The sequence below is a fragment of the Ruegeria sp. BC2 genome (assembly GCF_056539245.1).
The window spans coordinates 1-18,241 of the sequence record NZ_JBQFUQ010000003.1 but is presented as its reverse complement, the minus strand read 5'-3'; the positions used below and the strand labels follow the sequence as shown (position 1 = coordinate 18,241).

Below are 18,241 nucleotides of genomic sequence, written 5' to 3'. Positions count from 1 at the left end.
GATGCGCAGCAGCAAGACCATCCACGTGATCTCGGCCCATGCCGAGGGTGAGGTGGGGGATGTGATCGTCGGCGGTGTCGCCCCGCCGCCGGGCGACACGATCTGGGAGCAACGCAGCTTCATCGCCCGCGACCAGACCCTGCGCAACTTCGTGCTGAACGAGCCGCGCGGCGGGGTGTTCCGCCATGTCAATCTGCTGGTGCCGCCCAAACACCCCGATGCCGACGCCGCCTTCATCATCATGGAGCCCGAGGACACCCCGCCCATGTCCGGTTCGAACGCGATCTGCGTGGCGACGGTGCTGCTGGACGGGGGCATCCTGCCGATGACCGAGCCGGAAACCCACCTGACGCTCGAAGCGCCGGGCGGGCTGGTGCGGGTGCGGGCCGAGTGCCGCAACGGCAAGGCCGAACGGATCTTCGTGCAGAACCTGCCCAGCTTTGCCGACCGACTCGCCGCGCCGCTCGAGGTCGAGGGGCTGGGGACCCTGACGGTGGACACCGCCTATGGCGGGGACAGTTTCGTGGTGGTCGACGCCGCGGCGCTGGGGCTGCGCATCATCGAGGACGAGGCCGCCGACATCGCCCGCCTGGGGGTGGCGATCACCGACGCCGCCAATGCGCAGCTGGGCTTCGCGCACCCCGAAAACCCGGACTGGGACCACATCTCGTTCTGCGCCTTCTGCGGACCGTTGACTGAAACCGAAACCGGCCTGACCGGCCGATCCGCGGTGGCGATCCAGCCCGGCAAGGTCGACCGCTCGCCCACCGGTACTGCCGTTTCGGCCCGCATGGCGCTGATGGCCGCGCGGGGGCAGTTGCTGCCGGGCCAGAGCTTTGAGGCGGTGTCGATCATCGGCTCGCGCTTCACCGGCCGGATACTGGGCACGACCCAGGTCGGAGACCGCGCCGCCATACTGCCCGAGATCTCGGGCCGTGGCTGGATCACCGGCATCCACCAGCACATGCTGGACCCCGACGACCCCTGGCCGCAAGGTTACCGCCTGCGCGACACCTGGGGTGCCTAGTCCAGAAGGGCCAGCAGGTCGCGATGCAGTTGCGCGGAAACCTCGGCATATCCCCGGGCGGTGTTGCGCGCGCGGGCGGCAAAGCGGCGCTGTGACGGCAGGCGCGCGCCCTGATCGAGGATATCGGCGAACAGGCGCTCGGCCCGCGCGTCGTTGGCCTGTCGCCGCCCGCCGCTGAACTGGTCGGGGTCGAAGGCGATGATGATGTCGCCGTGATAAGGCGCGCCGCCCGTGCCTTGGGCGAACTCCATGCTTTCCAAGCTGGTCAGGTCGTCGATCAGCGGGCCGGCCAGAAGCTCGATCATGATCGACAGGGCCGAGCCCTTGTAGCCGCCGAAGGTCAGCATCGCGCCGTCCAGCGCCGCTTGCGGGTCGGTCGTGGGGTTGCCGTCTTTGTCGATCGCCACGCCTTCGGGCAGGGGTTTGCCCGCGCGCTTGTACAGCTCGATCTCGCCGCGGGCGAAGGCGCTGGTCGCGAAATCGAAGGTGAACGGGTCTTTGCCCATGCGGGGCCAGCTGAAGGCCAGTGGGTTGGTGCCCAGGCTGCCGCGCGTGCCTCCGGCCGGGGCCACCCAGGAATGGCTGGGCACCATCGCCATGGCCGCAAGCCCCTGGGCCGAAAGGGCCTCGACCTCGGGCCACAGGGCCGAGAAATGAAAACAGCGGTTGATCGCCATGGCCGAGATCCCGTGGGTGCGGGTCTTGTCGATCAGATGCGGCAGGCCAGTTTCGAAGGCCAGCAACGACATGCCGCCCTGCGCGTCGACGCGAACGATGGCATTGTCCGAGGGGGCGACCTGGGGCTGTGCATGGCCGTCGATCTTGCCGGCCTGCATGGTCTGGGCGCACATGAACAGGCGAAACAGCCCGTGCGACTGGCAATCGTCCATCTGGCAGGTGGTCAATAGTTCCGCGATCGCCTGCGCGTGGTCGGGGCCATAACCCACATGGGACAGAACCTTCAGGCTCAGATCGGTCATTTCTTCAGGCGTCAGCCGTACCGTTTCGCTCATGTTCCGTCCTTGGGTTTGATCTCGGTTGCCAAAGGGGTAGCGGGGAACCCTAGCCCTGTTCAACCCGATAGGCGGTTGGAAAAGCGCCTCGGGGCGGATATTTGTATCCAAAATGCAAATGCGGACAGACCCTTGGCAGCAAAACGCGCAATCACCCGTCAAAGCCTTCCCGATGCAATCGCGTCCGACTTGCGTGAACGCATTCTCAGCGGTGATCTGGCGGAAGGCGAGACCATCCGTCAGGAGGCATTGGCCGAAGACTATGACGTGTCGCGCATGCCGGTGCGCGAGGCGCTGAAACAGCTTGATGCCGAAGGACTGGTTCAGCTGACGAACAATCGCGGTGCGCGGGTCACGCGCCATTCCCTGTCCGAGATCGGCGAGATCTTCGACCTGCGGTCGCTGTTGGAGACCGACCTGTTCCGTCGGGCAATTCCGCAGATGACCCAATCTGACTTTGCGCGCTGCGAACAACTGCTGGAGCAGATGGAGGCGTCGTACGACGCCAACGACGTCAGCCGGTGGGGCGCGCTGAACTACCAGTACCATTCGGCCCTCTATGCGGTCGCGAACCGAAGCCTGACCAACGAGCTGCTGCACCGTGTGAGCCTGCAGTCGGACCGGTACATCCGAATGCATCTCAGTGTGATGCAACAACGCGAACCGGCCCGCAAAGAGCATCGCGAATTGCTGCGCCTTGCCCGGGATGGACAGGTCGAGCAGGCTTGTGCGCTTCTGTCCGCGCATATCGGACGAACCAAGGACCAATTGTTGGCACTGGTGGCTGCCAAGCGAGCGTCCGAGGAAGCGGTCGGACGCTGACGCCAAGCGACCGGAAAGAAAGCGTTTTCAATTCTTCTCTGTCTGTGCCAGTTCTGGCGTCGCGGGATGCGTGCCGAAACATGGATCGACCAAGTGCCCAGTGATGACCTCAACAGTTCGGAACAGGCCGTGCGTCAGGCGATTGGGGCGTATTCCAGACGCGTCTGGCGGTTTGCGCTGGCTCTGTCGGGGGCGCAGGATGTTGCCGACGACTTGACCCAGGCCACTTGCCTGCGCGCGTTGGAGCGCAGCCATCAGGTTACGCATACTGATCGGTTGGATTCGTGGCTGATGACGATCTGTCGGTCGATCTGGTTGAACGAGCTGCGGGCGCGGACCGTGCGCAAGTCCCAGGGGTTGGCCACAACGCCGGACGCCGAATTGATCGCACCGGGTACCGACGCCGAAATGAATATTTTTGCGCGGGAAGTGTTTACACAGGTGATGCAACTGCCTGAGGCGCAACGCGAAACGGTCATGCTGGTCTTTGTCGAGGGCTACAGCTATCGCGAGGCCGCCGCGTTGCTGGAGGTTCCGATTGGTACGATCATGAGCCGGCTTTCCAATGCCCGCAAGAAACTGCAAGCTGCGATGCCGCAGGATGCCGGTGCGTCCGACCGACGGAGGGACTCATGACCTTTTCCGACGATACGCTAAAAGCCTATCTGCAAGGCTCATTGGGGTCTGAGGAAAGCGATGCCATCGAGGCCGCTGTTGAGAACGATCCGGAACTGGAACAGCGCCTGATGGATCTGGATCCGATCGCGCCGGTGGTTCGCGAGGTGTTCCGTGACATTCCCGCCGCGGCGCCACAAGTTGAACTGCCGCCTAGGATTCCGGCTTCGGCGGGGCCCTGGCGCCTGTTGGGCGTCGCGGCTGCCGCGGCCGTGTTGGCCGTATCTCTGACCTTTTGGCTGACCCGCCCTCAGCCGATGGGATGGGCAGAACAGGCGGCCTTGTACCAGTCGCTTTACACGCCGGATTCGATTGCAACGCTGGAATACCCGCCGGCGCTCGTCGACGCCCAGATCTCATTGGCCGAAGAGAAACTGGGCCGCCCGCTGAACCGGGATTCGCTTGAAGGTTTGCCGGGGCTGGAACTGAAGGCCGCGCAGGTTTTGTCCTTCAAGGGCAAACCATTGGTTCAGATCGTTTTTGCCGACGCTGATGGCAATCCCTTTGCGCTGTGCGTGATCCGCCAGGGCGATGGCGCGCCGAATTCAGAGTTGAAGCAGGAAGTCCTGAGCGGGCTTGCAACGGCCCGGTGGGCGCGCGACGGATACGGATACATGCTGTTGGGGAACCGGCCGGACAACGATTTGACTTTGCAGCTGGATTACCTGGCCCAGACATTCGCCGGCTGAGCCGCCTTGCGCGAAACCTCTTGTGAACCGGTGCGATTGGCCGAACAATGCATGGCATGACGACCAAGGCCACGAACCCGGACCCGGACGAGGACGATGTCCTGGACGGGCCGCGCAGTATCTATGACGTCGATCCGCCGGACGACGAAGACCTTTGGTTTCTGCCGCCCGAAGATGCAGCGGCGCCCGAGGACATGTTGCCGCCGGGTCCGCGTGCCGATCGGGGCGCTTTGTTCGACCCGCGGGACTGGCGCGCCGCGCAGGCCGAAGTGGCGCAGGGCTTGGCGGATCTGACCTTGACCTTCGGGTCCTTGGACGAGCGGTTGCGCAGTGGTCCAAAGGGGTGGACCCATCGGCTGGCCCTGATGGACGTATCCGACCTGGGGTGGTGGACCGGTGACCGGATCAGCGTTGATCGGCTTGCCCTGTGGACCGGATTGCGTATCGGAGCCACCGGGGACGATGTGCAAGCATTGTTTCGGGCGGGTTGGGCGGTTCGGCGACTGACTTCGGGCGCAGGGCCGTCGGACGGCGGCTGGCAATCGGGACTGGCCGCCTTTCTGGACCGGATGGCTCAGGGGATAGACGAAGTTCCAGAAGCGGTCGCGGACTTGGCCGAAGTGATGGACAGCGCGCAAGCCCTGCACCCTGTCACGCAGTCGGCCATTGCCTTTCACGCATGGCGCGCGCTTTCGCAAGGAAATGGACAGGATACCGAAGCAGCGGTGATCGCTGCGCGGCATGCGGCCACGATGGGTCGGGGAGGGGCGCTGTTCATGCCGCTGGCACTGTCGGGCCCCGGGGCGCTGCGCGGCATCGGCACGCCAGAGGAAAAACTCAACGCTTGGGTTCGGGGGGCAGGGCAGGCGGCCTTGGCCGCGCTGCTGCATCTGGATCGCGTCAGCGCGTGGGAGGCCCGGGCGCGCGAGGCCACCACGGATCTCAGCGGGCGGACGCCGCCGGTCCTGATCGATGTGCTGACCGCATGGCCCATGGTATCTGCGCCATTGGCTGAGGAGTTGACGCAGGCTTCGCGTGCAGCCGTGCAGCGCAATCTCGACAGGTTCACCGAACGTGGGTTGATCCGCGAAGTGACCGGGCAGGGCCGTTATCGGGTTTGGGCTGCCGCGCTGTAGTCCAACAACCATTCACGGAACGCGCGCGCGGGTGGCCGCAATGTGGCCCGTGAAGGGTAGATCAGGTGGTAGGCATCCCGGCCCGGCACGGCCACCTCGGGCAGACATGGCACCAGGCCAGACATCCGCATGATCCGGTCAGACGCGGGCGCGCGGGCCAGGGCGATCCCGACCCCTTGCGCGGATAGCTCGGCCGCCATCACTGAGTTGTCCGCGAAGAAATACTGAGCCTGCCCGGTCGGCAGCCGCAGGGCTTCGAACACGTGCGGCCAACTGGCCCTGTGGGTCGAAACCTCGATCAACGGAAACCGGGCCAGATCCAGCGGAGTGCTGATCTGGTCGGCAATGTCCGGTGGTGCCACGGGAAAAAGGGTCTCGGTCAACAGCATGTCACCTTCGGCGCCGAACAGCGTCGGGTTGCCGAACACGATCTGCAGGTCGGTAAAACGATTGGCGAAGTCGGCCATCCGGTTCCCGGTCGTCAGGGACAGGTTGATCTGAGGATGGGATTTTTGGAACTGGGTCAGGCCCGCCGCAAGCACCCCTTGCGCGAACAACAACACGGATTGGACATACAGCCGTTGGTCCCGGGTCTGGCCGAACAGGCCGGTAGTGGCTGAGTCCAGCATCACCAGCGATTGCTGCACGACCGGCAGGTACGCCCGCCCGGCCTCGGTCAAAGTGACGGCATGGGCATGGCGATGAAACAGCGGCGTGCCCAGACGAGTTTCCAGCGCCTTGACCTGTTGGCTGACAGCGGCGGCCGACATGTTTAGCTGGGCGGCAGCACGGACAAAGCTTTCGGTGCGGGCCGCGGCCTCGAAAACGCGCAGCCAGTTGAGAGAGGGGATGCGGGTCGACATGGCAATCAGGCTAAGCTGAACTTGTCCTGACAGGCAAGGCTTTGCGTTCTCGTCGCAAGACCGGTTCGGCTAGGCTGTGCGTGAACCGATCCGAAAAGGTGCACCCATGCCCGACATCCAAGACCTGGCCCGGCACAAACTGACCCCATCGCAAGCAGCGCAATACTGGGAAGACGGCTTCCTGTTTCCGCTGGATATTCTGTCTGCTGACGAGCCCGCGCAGGTGCGCTCGGAACTCGAGCAGATTGAACGCGACTGGATGGCCGCCGATCTGCCTCTGCCGCTGAATACCTACAAGCGCGTGAACTCACACCTCGTCATGCCTCTGGCGGCGCGACTGGCCATGGATCCGCGTATACTGGATGCCGTCGAAGGCGTCTTGGGTCCGGACATCATGATCTGGTCGGCCGAGTTTTTCATCAAAGAACCGCGCACCGTCCAGACAGTTGGCATGCATCAGGACCTGACCTATTGGGGGATGGGCGAGACCCCGGATCAGGTTACGGCCTGGCTGGCACTGTCGCCGGCAACCGTGGAAAGCGGCTGCATGGATTTTGTCCGGGGCAGCCACAAGAACCCAATACTTCCGCACAATGATACCTATTCCGAGACCAACCTGCTGTCGCGCGGGCAGGAGATTGCGGTCGAAGTGGCCGAGGAAGACAAAACCCATATCGAACTGGCGCCCGGGCAGATGTCACTGCACCACGGGCTGACCATTCATGGCTCGGGTCCGAACCGGTCGGACGATCGGCGTATCGGGATGGCCATCCGCTATATCAGCCCGAATGCGAAGCAGTTGGTGGCGGACCGCGACTACGCGATGGTCGCGCGCGGAGAGGACCGGCAGGGAAACTTCATCCATGTCGATCCGCCCGCCACCCTGTTTTCCGACGAGTCGCTTGCCCTGTACGAACAGGTGCGCCGCGATCTGGGCAAGGCGCTGGCAGCTGGGGCCAAGGCCACCGTTCCGCTCTATGATTGAGCCGGGTTCGAAACCCAAAGGCCAGGGGATTGGACGCCTAGCGCCCAACCCCGACATAGGTTTCGAAACCAGATTTCTTGACCTTGTCGCGTGAATAGATGTTCCGCAGGTCGACCATGCGTGGAGATTTCATCTCAGCGGCCATCTGCGTCAGGTTCAGCGCGCGGAACTCGTTCCATTCGGTCAACAGCACCACTGCGTCCGCGTCCTTGGCAGCGGCATACGGGTCTTCGACCCACTCTACACCCGGCAGCAGAGCCTCACCCTCGGATCGGCCCTGAGGGTCGACCACGCGAACTTTGGCGCCGCCACCGATCAGGGCGGGCACGATGGTCAGTGATGGAGCGTCGCGCATGTCGTCGGTGTTGGGTTTGAAAGTCACCCCAAGAACCGCCACGGTCTTGCCGTTGAAACTGTCGTCGCAAGCTTCGCGGATCTTTTCGATCATGCGTTTTTTGACCTCGTCATTCACGCGCATGACGGTTTCGGTGATCTGCATTGGAAAGGCATGTTCCTGTCCGATACGCGCAAGCGCCGCGGTGTCCTTGGGAAAGCATGATCCGCCGTAACCGGGGCCGGCATGCAGGAACTTGTTTCCGATGCGCCCATCCAAGCCGATGCCGCGCGCCACTTCCTTGACGTCGCCACCGACCCGCTCGCACAGACCTGCGATTTCGTTGATGAACGTGATCTTGGTGGCGAGAAAGGCATTTGCCGCATATTTGATCATTTCGGCGCTTTCCAGATCCGTGGTCAGGATCGGAAAATCGCGCAGGTAAAGTGGGCGGTAGATTTCGGCCATCACCTCGGCGGCGCGGTCGTTCTCGACCCCTACAACGACGCGGTCAGGACGCATGAAATCGTCGATCGCAGCGCCTTCGCGCAGGAATTCCGGGTTCGAGGCGACATCAAAGTCTGCCTTGGGGTTTGCCGCCGCGACAACTTCCTGAACCTTGCGGTTGGTCCCGACCGGAACCGTGGATTTGGTCACCACCACGGTGTAGCCATCCATCGCATGGGCGATTTCCTCGGCCGCTGCCATCACATAGGTCAGATCCGCATGGCCGTCGCCGCGGCGGGTTGGTGTCCCGACGGCGATAAAGACGGCATCCGCGCCCTTCACCGCATTCGCCAGATCGGTGGTAAAGCTCAGCCGGCCGGCGGCCACGTTCTTGGCCATCAGAACATCCAGCCCCGGTTCGTAGATTGGAACTTTTCCGTCCTGCAGCATCTGGATCTTTGCTTCGGCCTTGTCGACGCAAATGACGTCATGACCGAAATCCGAGAAGCACACACCCGACACCAGACCCACATATCCGGTGCCGATCATCGCAATACGCATTATTCAAATTCCCTTGTTACCAATGCCACCTCGGGCGGCCACACATTCGGAGAAACTTCCGCCGGTTTCAATGCCTGACAGTGGCCTCGGGTTGCATTCCATGACATCTTGCTGTTTTTGGGGCGACAAATGGGCGTCCATGAAACTGGTGGAACAAACTGATGACCAAAAAAGCGCTGATCACTGGAGTTACCGGACAGGACGGGTCTTACCTGGCCGAATTTCTGTTGGCAAAGGGCTATGAGGTTCACGGGATCAAGCGTCGGGCATCCTCGTTCAACACCCAGCGGATCGACCACATCTATCAGGACCCCCACGAGCCTGATCCGAAGCTGCGGCTGCACTACGGCGATCTGAGCGATACCTCGAACCTGACCCGCATCATTCAGGAGGTTCAGCCCGACGAAGTCTACAACCTGGGCGCCCAATCTCACGTGGCCGTCAGCTTCGAGTCTCCGGAATATACTGCGGATGTCGATGCCATCGGCACCCTGCGCCTGCTTGAGGCGATCCGGTTCCTGGGACTTGAAAACAAGACCCGGTTCTATCAGGCGTCAACTTCGGAACTCTACGGGCTGGTCCAGGAAACTCCGCAGCGCGAAACGACCCCGTTCTATCCCCGCTCGCCCTATGCGGTGGCCAAGCTGTATTCGTATTGGATCACGGTCAATTACCGTGAGGCGTACGGGATGTATGCCTGCAACGGAATCCTGTTCAATCACGAAAGCCCGCGCCGCGGCGAAACCTTTGTCACCCGCAAGATCACGCGTGGTCTGGCCAACATCGCCCAGGGCTTGGAGAAGTGCCTTTACATGGGGAACATCGACAGCCTGCGCGATTGGGGCCATGCCAAGGATTACGTGCGGATGCAGTGGATGATGCTGCAGCAGGACAAGCCCGAGGATTTCGTTATTGCCACCGGCAAGCAGTATTCCGTGCGGCAATTCATCGAATGGTCGGCGGCCGAGCTTGGGCTCACCTTGGAGTTTTCGGGCAGCGGTGTGGACGAGGTTGCAACGGTGACGGCGATCGACGGCGACAACGCCCCAGCGCTGAAACCCGGCGACGTGATCATGCGGATCGACCCGCAGTATTTCCGCCCAGCCGAGGTGGAGACGCTGCTGGGTGACCCGTCGAACGCCAAGGCCAAATTGGGTTGGGAGCCGGAGCTGACCGTGCAGGAAATGTGCGCAGAGATGGTGCGGGAAGACCTCAAAACCGCCAAGCGACACGCCTTGTTGAAAGAGCACGGGTTCGAATTGCCGGTCAGCCTGGAAAACGGCTGAGGAGGCAGAAATGCGCAAGATCTACATCGCCGGACATCGTGGTATGGTTGGCGGCGCAATCCTGCGCCAGCTCAAGGCGCGCCAGGCTGATGGTGAGGCGCTTGAACTGGTGACCCGAACCCATTCCGAATTGGATCTGACGGATCAGACGGCCGTCCGCGCCTTCATGCAGGCCGAGCGCCCAGACGTAGTGATCCTGGCCGCTGCCAAGGTGGGCGGGATCCACGCAAACAACACGTATCCTGCAGATTTCATTTACGAAAACCTGATGATCGAGTGCAATGTGATCCATCAGGCTTTTGCGGCCGGCGTACGGCGTCTTCTGCAGCTGGGCAGTTCCTGCATCTACCCGCGTGAGGCAGCGCAGCCGATGCGTGAAGACGCGTTGCTGACGGGAGTTTTGGAGCCGACGAACGAACCCTATGCGGTTGCCAAGATCGCCGGGATCAAGCTGTGCGAAAGCTACAACCGCCAGCACGGGGTCGACTACCGGTCGGTCATGCCGACCAACCTGTATGGGCCGGGAGACAATTTCCACCCTGAGAACAGCCATGTTCTGCCAGCACTGATCCGCCGCTTCCACGAAGCCAAACGCGACGGGTTGGACGAAGTGGTGATCTGGGGAACTGGCAAGCCGCGGCGTGAGTTCCTGCATGTCGATGACATGGCCGAGGCATCGCTGTTCGTAATGGATTTGCCGCAGGACGTGTATCAGGCCAATACACAACCCATGCTGAGCCACATAAATGTGGGCTGCGGGCAGGACGTTTCAATTGCCGAGCTGGCCGCACTGATCGCCAAAATCACCGGATATACCGGCCGGATCACGCAGGACACCACCAAGCCAGATGGCACGATGCGCAAGCTGATGGACGTTTCCCGGTTGGCCAAGATGGGCTGGAAGGCACGCATAGAGCTGGAAGATGGTATCCGCGAGACCTATGCTTGGTTCCTTGATCAATCGGCAGACGACCTGCGGGCCAAATAGGCACCCGGCCCAAAGACCGGGTGCGTTCGGTGATCAGAACCAGCGGCCGATGGCTGCGACTGTCGGGCTTATCGCTGCCGGATCGGACACCACGGACAGAACTTGCCACTCTACCTGCGTTTCGGATGGCAAATCGAAGCTGATGAACCGTCCCAGAGCATTACCGCTGCCGCTCAAGGCCGCGGTGCTGCCCACAGCAAAAGGCGCGGGGAAAGTCCAAGTATTCTGGGCGCTTGCAAACTGTGGCCCCATACCGGCAGTACAGGCCACCGCACTCGCCGCGAGGGTGCAGATCTGGGTTCCATCCGCGAAACGAACGAATTCGCCGTTAGCATTTGCGCCGCGTTCGATCACTGCGCCGGTCGGGGTCCCGCCAGACTGCGTCACCGGACCCACGAGGTTGCCGGGGCAATATCCGTAGTCGGCTCGCATCAGCCGTCCGGGTGTTACATCTTCAGGGGTGGCTTGAACGGCCGCGCCACTGATCGTTCCCGATGTGGCATCCACGCGCACCGCCTCGGTCCAAGAGCCTCCGTCCGGTGAAACCTTGATGGAAAAATCGGTACTGCCTGCAAGGCCCATCTCGGCGTGGCCGGTCCAGTTGGACTGAAACAGGAGGGAGGCCGTGTCAGTCGCGCTTGCCTTGTTGATCTTCACCTGGTGGCCGCTTCCGTCATGGCTCAGCAATGTGGCGGGACTCCGAACCGAAAGGCGGTTGGTCGGATCGTATCCGGTTGCGATCCCGACACCGGCAAGGTTCGCAGTATTGACCGGCGGATCGATCCACCCCCCGTTGTCACAGACCTTGAGTGCGGCGTTGGCTTGGTCCCAAACGCGCCATCCGTTTGCCGGAGTGACAAAGACCCAAGCATTGTCCAACCAAGCCGCGAGCTGGCCAGGCTTCCCCGCCCAGGCGCCTGTCGGGCTGGCCCCCAAGCCGTAGATGGCGCCTTGATCTGGCGCCGCAGGTGGAATGGTTTCATCCAGAGCCACAACACTCAGCTGCACGATCAGGTCCAGCTGCTGCAGCGCTTCGTTGTGGGTAACGTGTTTTTGCGCCTGTGAGGGTTGCAGAAACGGCAGATTCAAACGGGGGGTGTTTTGGGACACGGGCGGGATCCTCCTTGGGCCATCGATTCACGGAATTCGCTGCGCGCCACCCTGCCGCGGATGGGGTGAATCCCTGCTTTCACGTGCGAACGGAACAAAAAGGATTTGGTTACTTGTGGATTTCCAAATACGAAACAAAGCCGCCCTTTTGGGGCGGCTGTGGATAGTCTTGCGATGGAGGTCGGTCAGCTGATTCTATCCAGTACGCCCAAAGAGCGAACCGTTGGTGATCAGAGCCGCGATGTTCAGCCACGATCAGTTGCGGGCGTAGACATCCTCGTACCGGATAATATCGTCCTCTCCGAGGTAGGCGCCGGTCTGAACCTCGATCAGGACCATAGGCACCTTGCCGGGGTTTTCCATGCGGTGAACCGCGCCAAGGGGGATGTAGACAGACTGGTTTTCGCTGACCAGACGAACCTCGTCATCGATCGTGACCTTGGCGGTACCTTCCACGACGATCCAATGCTCGGACCTGTGGTGGTGGGACTGCAGGCTCAGGGCCGCGCCGGGGTTTACGTGGATCCGTTTGACCTGGAATCGATCGCCCACAACCAGGCTCTCGAACCAGCCCCAAGGGCGATGGTCGACCGGCAGAGCTTCAGCCTGCGGTGCCCCTTTGGCCTTCAGGGAGGCCACGGCCTGTTTGACATCCTGTGCCTTGTCCATGCTGGCCACCAGAACGGCATCTGGCATGGCCACAGCGATCATGTTCTCGAGCCCCATGGCCACGACTTCTTGGGAGGCTGACTCGGACCGGATCAACACGTTGTTACAGTCGATCGTCGTCACCTCACCGGTGGTCGCAACGCCGTTTTCGTCGGGGCTGCTCAGCTCCTGGACGGCCGACCAGCTGCCGACATCCGACCAGCCGGCGGCATAGGGAACAACGCTCAGGTTTTTGGCCCGTTCCATGACCGCGTAGTCGATCGAAATGTCTTCGACTTTCCCCCAGGCCAATGCATCCAGTCGCAGAAAGCCAAGATCGGCCTTCGCGTCCTCGACGGCAGTCTGTACCGGCGGCAACAAGTTGGGTGCATGATCCTGGAACGCAGCGATGATGTCGCGCACCGCAAACAGGAAAATGCCGGAATTCCACAGGTAACTGCCATCGGAAATCATGGCCTTGGCCCGATCCAGATCGGGCTTTTCAACGAAATGGTCCAATGCGACCGCATCACCTGTCGCGTCGGGCGCAGCGCTTAGCTTCAGATATCCATATCCGGTTTCCGGCCGGTCCGGAGTGATCCCGAACGTCACCAGATGGCGGTCCCTCGCGATGGCGGTCACACCTTGCGAAACCGCCGCGTGGAACGCGGACTTGTCGGGAACGACGTGATCGGACGGCGCCACCAGCATCAAAGCATCCGGGTCTACCTTCGACAGGTAAAGCGCGGCCGCCAAGACCGCCGGAGCCGTGTTGCGGCCCTCAGGTTCAATGAGGATCGGACCGGGGTCGACACCAATGGCGGTAAGCTGCTCGGTGACGATGAAGCGGAACGATTCATTGGTGAGTATCAGGGGCTTGGCGTACGGTGCGTCCTTGGGCCCTCGCATCCTGTCCGCACAGTCCTGCAGCAGGCTGCTGTTGCCGACCAGAGGCACGAACTGTTTGGGATAGCTTTTTCGGGACAGCGGCCAAAGCCGGGTTCCGGAGCCGCCGCACAGAATGACAGGATAGATGGTGGTCATGACGAATGGGCTTTTCGGCTGGTTTTCTGACGTTTTATCGCAGTCATCACAGGGTGGGTGAAGGACCGCCGCTTATTGGGCAGCCCGACCTGTGGCAACAATATCATTCAGATAGGCGCTCAGGTCGTCGCGCAGGTCATTCCGGGCCAGGGCAAAGGCCACGGTGGCCTGCAGGAAGCCCGCTTTTGATCCGCAGTCGAAGCGTTGACCATCAAAGCGGTATCCGAAAACCGGGACACCGTTGCCGATGTCTTCGGCGATGGCATCGGTCAGCTGGATTTCCCCGCCGCTGCCTTTCTTCATCTGATTGAGGTTGTACAGCACCGACGGCCCCAAAATATATCGACCGATCACCGCCATGTTCGACGGAGCCTCGTCGGCCTTGGGCTTTTCAACCATGCCGCGGGCGCGGATCACCTTGCCGGAACTGTCGGCGGCGTCCAGTATCCCGTACGAGCTGGTTTTTTCGGGTGCGACCTCCATCGCGGCGACCATGTTGCCGCCGGTTTCCTCATAAGCCTCGACCATCTGCTGCAGGCAGGGTTTGTCGGCCGCAATAACGTCGTCCGGCAGCATGACCGCAAAGGGTTCATCGCCGATCAGACGGCGGGCGCACCAGACGGCGTGTCCCAGCCCCAGAGCCTTGTGTTGGCGGATATAGGCGATAGCACCGCTTTCCATGTTGGTGTTCTCGAGAACCTCCAGCAAATCATCCTTGCCTTTGGCCTTCAGCTCCTGCTCCAGCACGAGATTATGGTCGAAATAGTCTTCGAGCGCCGATTTCCCGCGTGATGTGACGAAGATGAACTCGGTAATACCCGCAGCGCGGGCTTCGTCGATGGCATATTGAACGAGAGGCCGGTCAACCAGCGTCATGATTTCCTTCGGAACGGATTTCGTTGCCGGAAGAAACCGGGTGCCCAATCCTGCGACAGGGAAAATCGCCTTGGTGACCTTGCGTGACATGTGACCTCTCAAATTCAAAAACTTAGCCGGCGGACGTGGTGCATCCGGGGCTTCCTCTTAGGCTGCGAAACCGGATCAATCAATGATGCCCGAAGAAACAGGCCGAAAACGACCGAAGGGTGCCATTTGATTATGGCAAAGTCAAAACACCCAGTCCCAATAACACTGCCCTAACGGGCAAGCGCCCCGAAGCCGGTTGTCCGGCTTCGGGGACAGGATCAAGCGTTTGCCATGATCGCTTCCAGCGGATCATGCTCGGCCACGAAGTGCCCGGGCGCAATCTCGCTGAGCGCGGGAACATAGTCGGTCTGACCCGCCGCCAGACGGCTGGGCAGGAACCGCAGCGCCGCCTTGGGGTCCATGGGCGAGGGCAACTCTCCCGGCAGTTTCAGCCTTTGGCGGCTGCGCTCGACATCCGGGTCCGGGATCGGTACCGCCGAGATCAGCGACTGCGTGTACGGGTGAACCGGGTTCGCGCAGATCACCTCGCCATCGCCCAGCTCGACGATGCGACCCAGATACAGAACCATGATCCGGTTCGACACCGCGCGCACCACCGACAGGTCGTGGCTGATGAAGATCATCGACAGGCCGAATTCCTGCTGCAGTTCCTTCAGCAGCTGCACGATCTGCGCCTGAATCGACACGTCCAGCGCCGAGACCGCCTCGTCGCAGATGATCAGCTTGGGCTTGTTGATCATCGCCCGGGCGATGCCCACCCGCTGGTTCTGTCCGCCCGACAGCTCGTGCGGGTAGCGGTTGATCATGTTGGCGTTCAGGCCGACCCGTTCCATCATCTCGGCGACCATCTGCTTGCGCTCGCGCTCGGTCAGGTCGGGGCGATAGGTTTTCAGCGGTTCCGCGATCGAGGCGGAGATCGTCATTCGCGGGTCCAGGCTGGCCAGCGGGTCCTGGAACACGATCTGCAGATCCTTGCGGTACTTGTTCAGCTCGGCCCGTTTCAACCCGACGATCGGATGACCCAGCCAGCTGACATTCCCGTCGCTCGGCTCGATCAACTGCAGCACGGCACGGGCGAGAGTGGACTTGCCGCAGCCAGATTCACCGACCACGCCCAGGGTTTCACCCTTGCGGATGTCAAAGCTGACGCCGTTCACCGCCTTCAACGGCACCTTGCGGCCAAAGATGCCGCCCGGAACGTGGATCGGGAAATGCACCTTGACGTCATCGACCTTCAGCAGCGGCGCCGCGTCGGTCTCCACCGCCTTGGGCGCGTCGCCTGCGTCGATGCGGGGCATGGCCTCGATCAGCGTGCGGGTATAGTCGTGCTTGGGCGCGTGAAAGATCTCGCGCGTGTCACCGGCCTCGACGAACTCACCCAGGCGCATGACCTGCACCCGGTCGCACATGCGGGCCACGACGCCCATGTCATGCGTGATCAGGGCGATGGCCGTGCCCTCGTCCTTTTGCAGACGTACCATCAGGTCCAGGATGTCGGCCTGAACGGTCACGTCCAGCGCGGTGGTCGGTTCGTCGGCGATCAGCAGCTTGGGATTGCACAGCATCGACATGGCGATCATCACCCGCTGGCGCATCCCGCCCGACAGCTCGTGCGGGAACTGGTCCAGACGGCGCGCGGCCTCGGGGATGCGCACGCGGTCCAGCCATTCCAGACACCGTTGCCGCGCGGCCGAACCCTGCAGGCCTTCGTGCACCTGCAAGACTTCGCGCATCTGCTGGCCGACCCGCAAATGCGGGGTCAGGGCGGTCAGCGGGTCCTGAAAAATCATGCCCACGTCATCGCCCCGGATCTGGTTCAGCTTGTCCACGGGCAGGTTCAGAATTTCCTGCCCGTTCAGCAGCACCGACCCGGTGGCCCGGCCCGCCGGCGGCAGCAGCCCCATCGCGGCCATGAAGGTCTGGCTTTTGCCCGACCCGCTTTCGCCGACGATGCCCAGGCATTCACCCGGCGCGATGTCAAAGCTGATGTTCTTGACGGCCTCGACCACCCCGTCGGGCGTGTCGAACTGAACGCTCAGGTTCTTTACGGAAAGCAGGCTCATGTCAGCGGTCCTTCGGATCCAGTGCGTCACGCAGGCCATCGCCGATGAAGAACATCGTTATGATGATTGTGACGTAAAATGCCAGGGGGTACATCAGTTGCCACAACGTGCCGTAACCCATGGTTCCGGCGCCCTCGGCGATCAGACGACCCAACGAGGTATAGGGCTCGGAGATCCCCAGCCCCAGGAACGAGATGAAGCTTTCCGTCAGGATCATCTCGGGCACCAGCAGCGAGGCATAGACGATCACCACGCCCAGCAGGTTGGGCAGGATGTGGCGGTACATGATGGTGAACTCGCTGACACCGGCGGCGCGGGCGGCCTCGATGAACTCGCGGTTTTTCAGGGTCAGGGTCTGGCCGCGCACGATCCGCGCCATGGTCAGCCAGCCCACCGCACCCAGCGCGATGAACAGCATGAAGAACGACCGCCCCGCTACGACCAGCAGCAGGATGATGACCAGCGTGGCCGGAATAGCCAGCAGGATGTCGACGAAGCGCATCATCACGCCGTCGACGCGTCCGCCGATGTAACCGGCGGCGATGCCATAGCACGTGCCCACGATCAGCGCGGTGGCCGCCCCGATCAGACCCACCAGCAACGAGGTGGTGGTGGCCTGGATGACCCGGCTGTACAGGTCGCGCCCCAAATCGTCGACGCCGAAATAATGCCCTGTCTCGATGGACGGCATCCCCATGCCGGCCACGTCGCCCATGACGTTCCAGTCGATTTCTTCGTTGCTCCAGACGGCAAAGTAGGGCCCGATGATCGTGAACAAAACGATCAGGCCCAGGATGAACACGCTGGCCATGGCGGCTTTGTTGCGGACAAAACGCATCCGCGCGTCCTGCCAAAGCGAACGTCCCTGAATGACCGTGTAATCGGTGATGTCTTCGGCCAGATGGGCGGCTTTCTGAGATTTTCCAAGCATTTGCCAGCCCCCTCAGTAACGGATTTTCGGATCGAACCAGGCATAAGCCAGGTCGGTCAGCAGGTTCACCAGAACGGTCAGAACGCCATAGAGGATCGTGACCCCCAGCAGCACAGCATAGTCGCGTGACAAGGCCGAACCCACATAGGCCTGCCCCAGCCCACCGGTCGAGAAGTAGATGTCAACAAACACCGACCCGGTCAGCACATAGACGAAAACCGGCCCCAGATAGGACACCACCGGCAGCAGCGTGGGTTTCAGCGCATGGCGCCAAATCACGGTGCGGGTGGGCAGGCCCTTGGCCCGCGCGGTGCGGATGAAGTTCGAATTCAGTACTTCGAGCATCGACGAACGCGTGATCCGCGCGATCGAGCCCATGTACGAGGTCGCAAGCGCGATGACGGGCATGATCAGGTATTGCCACTGGCCCCCGTTCCAGCCGCCGCCCGGCAGCCAGCCCAGCCACAGGGTGAAGGTCAGGATCAGGATCGGACCCATTATGAAGTTCGGCAGCGCCTGGGCGGCGATGCCCAGACCCACGGCGAAATAATCGATCCAGCTGTTGTGGCGGATCGCGGCGGCGATGCCCAAACTGACGCCCACCAGCGTGGCCACGAGGAAGGACAGCATCCCGTAGGTCAGCGAAATCGGAAAGCCCTGCGCGATGATGTCGTTCACGTCGCGGTCCTTGA

17 protein-coding genes are annotated in these 18,241 nt (G+C 62.0%); 8 read left to right on the top strand and 9 right to left on the bottom strand.

Annotated elements, in window-relative coordinates:
• Window position 1: 1 nt before the first annotated feature.
• Window positions 2–1,027: a trans-3-hydroxy-L-proline dehydratase gene (locus tag ACR0CU_RS13375; RefSeq protein WP_170448257.1), complete on the top strand. Its 1,026-nt coding sequence runs from the start codon at window positions 2–4 to the stop codon at window positions 1,025–1,027.
• Here ACR0CU_RS13375 and ACR0CU_RS13370 read toward each other — a convergent pair.
• Window positions 1,024–2,040 (bottom strand): Ldh family oxidoreductase, encoded by a 1,017-nt coding sequence (locus tag ACR0CU_RS13370; protein ID WP_480643216.1) that lies wholly within the window; start codon window positions 2,038–2,040, stop codon window positions 1,024–1,026. The two genes, ACR0CU_RS13375 and ACR0CU_RS13370, sit on opposite strands and share 4 nt — an antisense overlap.
• Window positions 2,041–2,172: 132 nt before the next feature.
• Here ACR0CU_RS13370 and ACR0CU_RS13365 point away from each other — a divergent pair, with 132 nt between their 5' ends.
• The 4 genes from ACR0CU_RS13365 (at window position 2,173) to ACR0CU_RS13350 (ending at window position 5,362) form a co-directional block, all read left to right on the top strand.
• Complete coding sequence (locus ACR0CU_RS13365) at window positions 2,173–2,862, top strand: GntR family transcriptional regulator (protein WP_480643214.1); 690 nt, start codon at window positions 2,173–2,175, stop codon at window positions 2,860–2,862.
• Between the two features lie 66 nt (window positions 2,863–2,928).
• Entirely contained in the window at window positions 2,929–3,498 is a 570-nt protein-coding gene (locus ACR0CU_RS13360) for an RNA polymerase sigma factor (protein ID WP_170457619.1), read from the top strand.
• Window positions 3,495–4,226: a hypothetical protein gene (locus tag ACR0CU_RS13355; RefSeq protein ID WP_170372758.1), complete on the top strand. Its 732-nt coding sequence runs from the start codon at window positions 3,495–3,497 to the stop codon at window positions 4,224–4,226. Before ACR0CU_RS13360 ends, ACR0CU_RS13355 begins: the two co-directional genes overlap by 4 nt.
• Window positions 4,227–4,282: 56 nt before the next feature.
• Window positions 4,283–5,362, top strand: a complete 1,080-nt coding sequence (locus tag ACR0CU_RS13350; RefSeq protein WP_170448252.1) for a helix-turn-helix domain-containing protein — start codon at window positions 4,283–4,285, stop codon at window positions 5,360–5,362.
• On the opposite strand, the gene ACR0CU_RS13345 is transcribed toward ACR0CU_RS13350, so the two are convergent.
• On the bottom strand, window positions 5,335–6,225 hold the full coding sequence (locus ACR0CU_RS13345; protein WP_170448250.1) for a LysR substrate-binding domain-containing protein: 891 nt from the start codon (window positions 6,223–6,225) through the stop codon (window positions 5,335–5,337). The genes ACR0CU_RS13350 and ACR0CU_RS13345 overlap by 28 nt on opposite strands.
• A gap of 106 nt (window positions 6,226–6,331) precedes the next feature.
• Here ACR0CU_RS13345 and ACR0CU_RS13340 point away from each other — a divergent pair, with 106 nt between their 5' ends.
• Window positions 6,332–7,210, top strand: coding sequence for a phytanoyl-CoA dioxygenase family protein (locus ACR0CU_RS13340; protein WP_170367381.1), 879 nt, complete (start codon window positions 6,332–6,334; stop codon window positions 7,208–7,210).
• A 37-nt stretch (window positions 7,211–7,247) separates the two neighbouring features.
• Here the strand turns inward: ACR0CU_RS13340 and ACR0CU_RS13335 are convergent, their stop codons facing one another.
• Window positions 7,248–8,552 (bottom strand): UDP-glucose dehydrogenase family protein, encoded by a 1,305-nt coding sequence (locus ACR0CU_RS13335; RefSeq protein WP_170367380.1) that lies wholly within the window; start codon window positions 8,550–8,552, stop codon window positions 7,248–7,250.
• Window positions 8,553–8,713: 161 nt separating this feature from the next.
• Between ACR0CU_RS13335 and gmd the strand changes: the two genes are divergently transcribed.
• Entirely contained in the window at window positions 8,714–9,838 is a 1,125-nt protein-coding gene (gmd, locus tag ACR0CU_RS13330; protein ID WP_170421430.1) for a GDP-mannose 4,6-dehydratase, read from the top strand.
• A gap of 10 nt (window positions 9,839–9,848) precedes the next feature.
• Window positions 9,849–10,826, top strand: coding sequence for a GDP-L-fucose synthase (gene fcl, locus ACR0CU_RS13325; RefSeq protein ID WP_170448248.1), 978 nt, complete (start codon window positions 9,849–9,851; stop codon window positions 10,824–10,826).
• Window positions 10,827–10,859: 33 nt separating this feature from the next.
• Here fcl and ACR0CU_RS13320 read toward each other — a convergent pair whose 3' ends face one another.
• The 6 genes from ACR0CU_RS13320 to ACR0CU_RS13295 all read right to left on the bottom strand — a co-directional run.
• On the bottom strand, window positions 10,860–11,936 hold the full coding sequence (locus tag ACR0CU_RS13320) for a DUF2793 domain-containing protein (RefSeq protein WP_170448246.1): 1,077 nt from the start codon (window positions 11,934–11,936) through the stop codon (window positions 10,860–10,862).
• Between the two features lie 255 nt (window positions 11,937–12,191).
• A complete protein-coding gene (locus ACR0CU_RS13315) occupies window positions 12,192–13,628 on the bottom strand; it encodes a mannose-1-phosphate guanylyltransferase/mannose-6-phosphate isomerase (protein WP_170448244.1) in 1,437 nt (478 codons plus the stop codon).
• A 72-nt stretch (window positions 13,629–13,700) separates the two neighbouring features.
• Window positions 13,701–14,594, bottom strand: a complete 894-nt coding sequence (gene galU, locus ACR0CU_RS13310) for a UTP--glucose-1-phosphate uridylyltransferase GalU (protein ID WP_093963131.1) — start codon at window positions 14,592–14,594, stop codon at window positions 13,701–13,703.
• Between the two features lie 218 nt (window positions 14,595–14,812).
• Window positions 14,813–16,618: an ABC transporter ATP-binding protein gene (locus tag ACR0CU_RS13305; protein ID WP_170448242.1), complete on the bottom strand. Its 1,806-nt coding sequence runs from the start codon at window positions 16,616–16,618 to the stop codon at window positions 14,813–14,815.
• A gap of 1 nt (window position 16,619) precedes the next feature.
• A complete protein-coding gene (locus ACR0CU_RS13300) occupies window positions 16,620–17,549 on the bottom strand; it encodes an ABC transporter permease subunit (RefSeq protein ID WP_170341315.1) in 930 nt (309 codons plus the stop codon).
• Window positions 17,550–17,561: 12 nt separating this feature from the next.
• Window positions 17,562–18,241 (bottom strand): ABC transporter permease (locus tag ACR0CU_RS13295; RefSeq protein ID WP_480643210.1); only part of this gene is annotated, 680 nt, incomplete at its 5' end.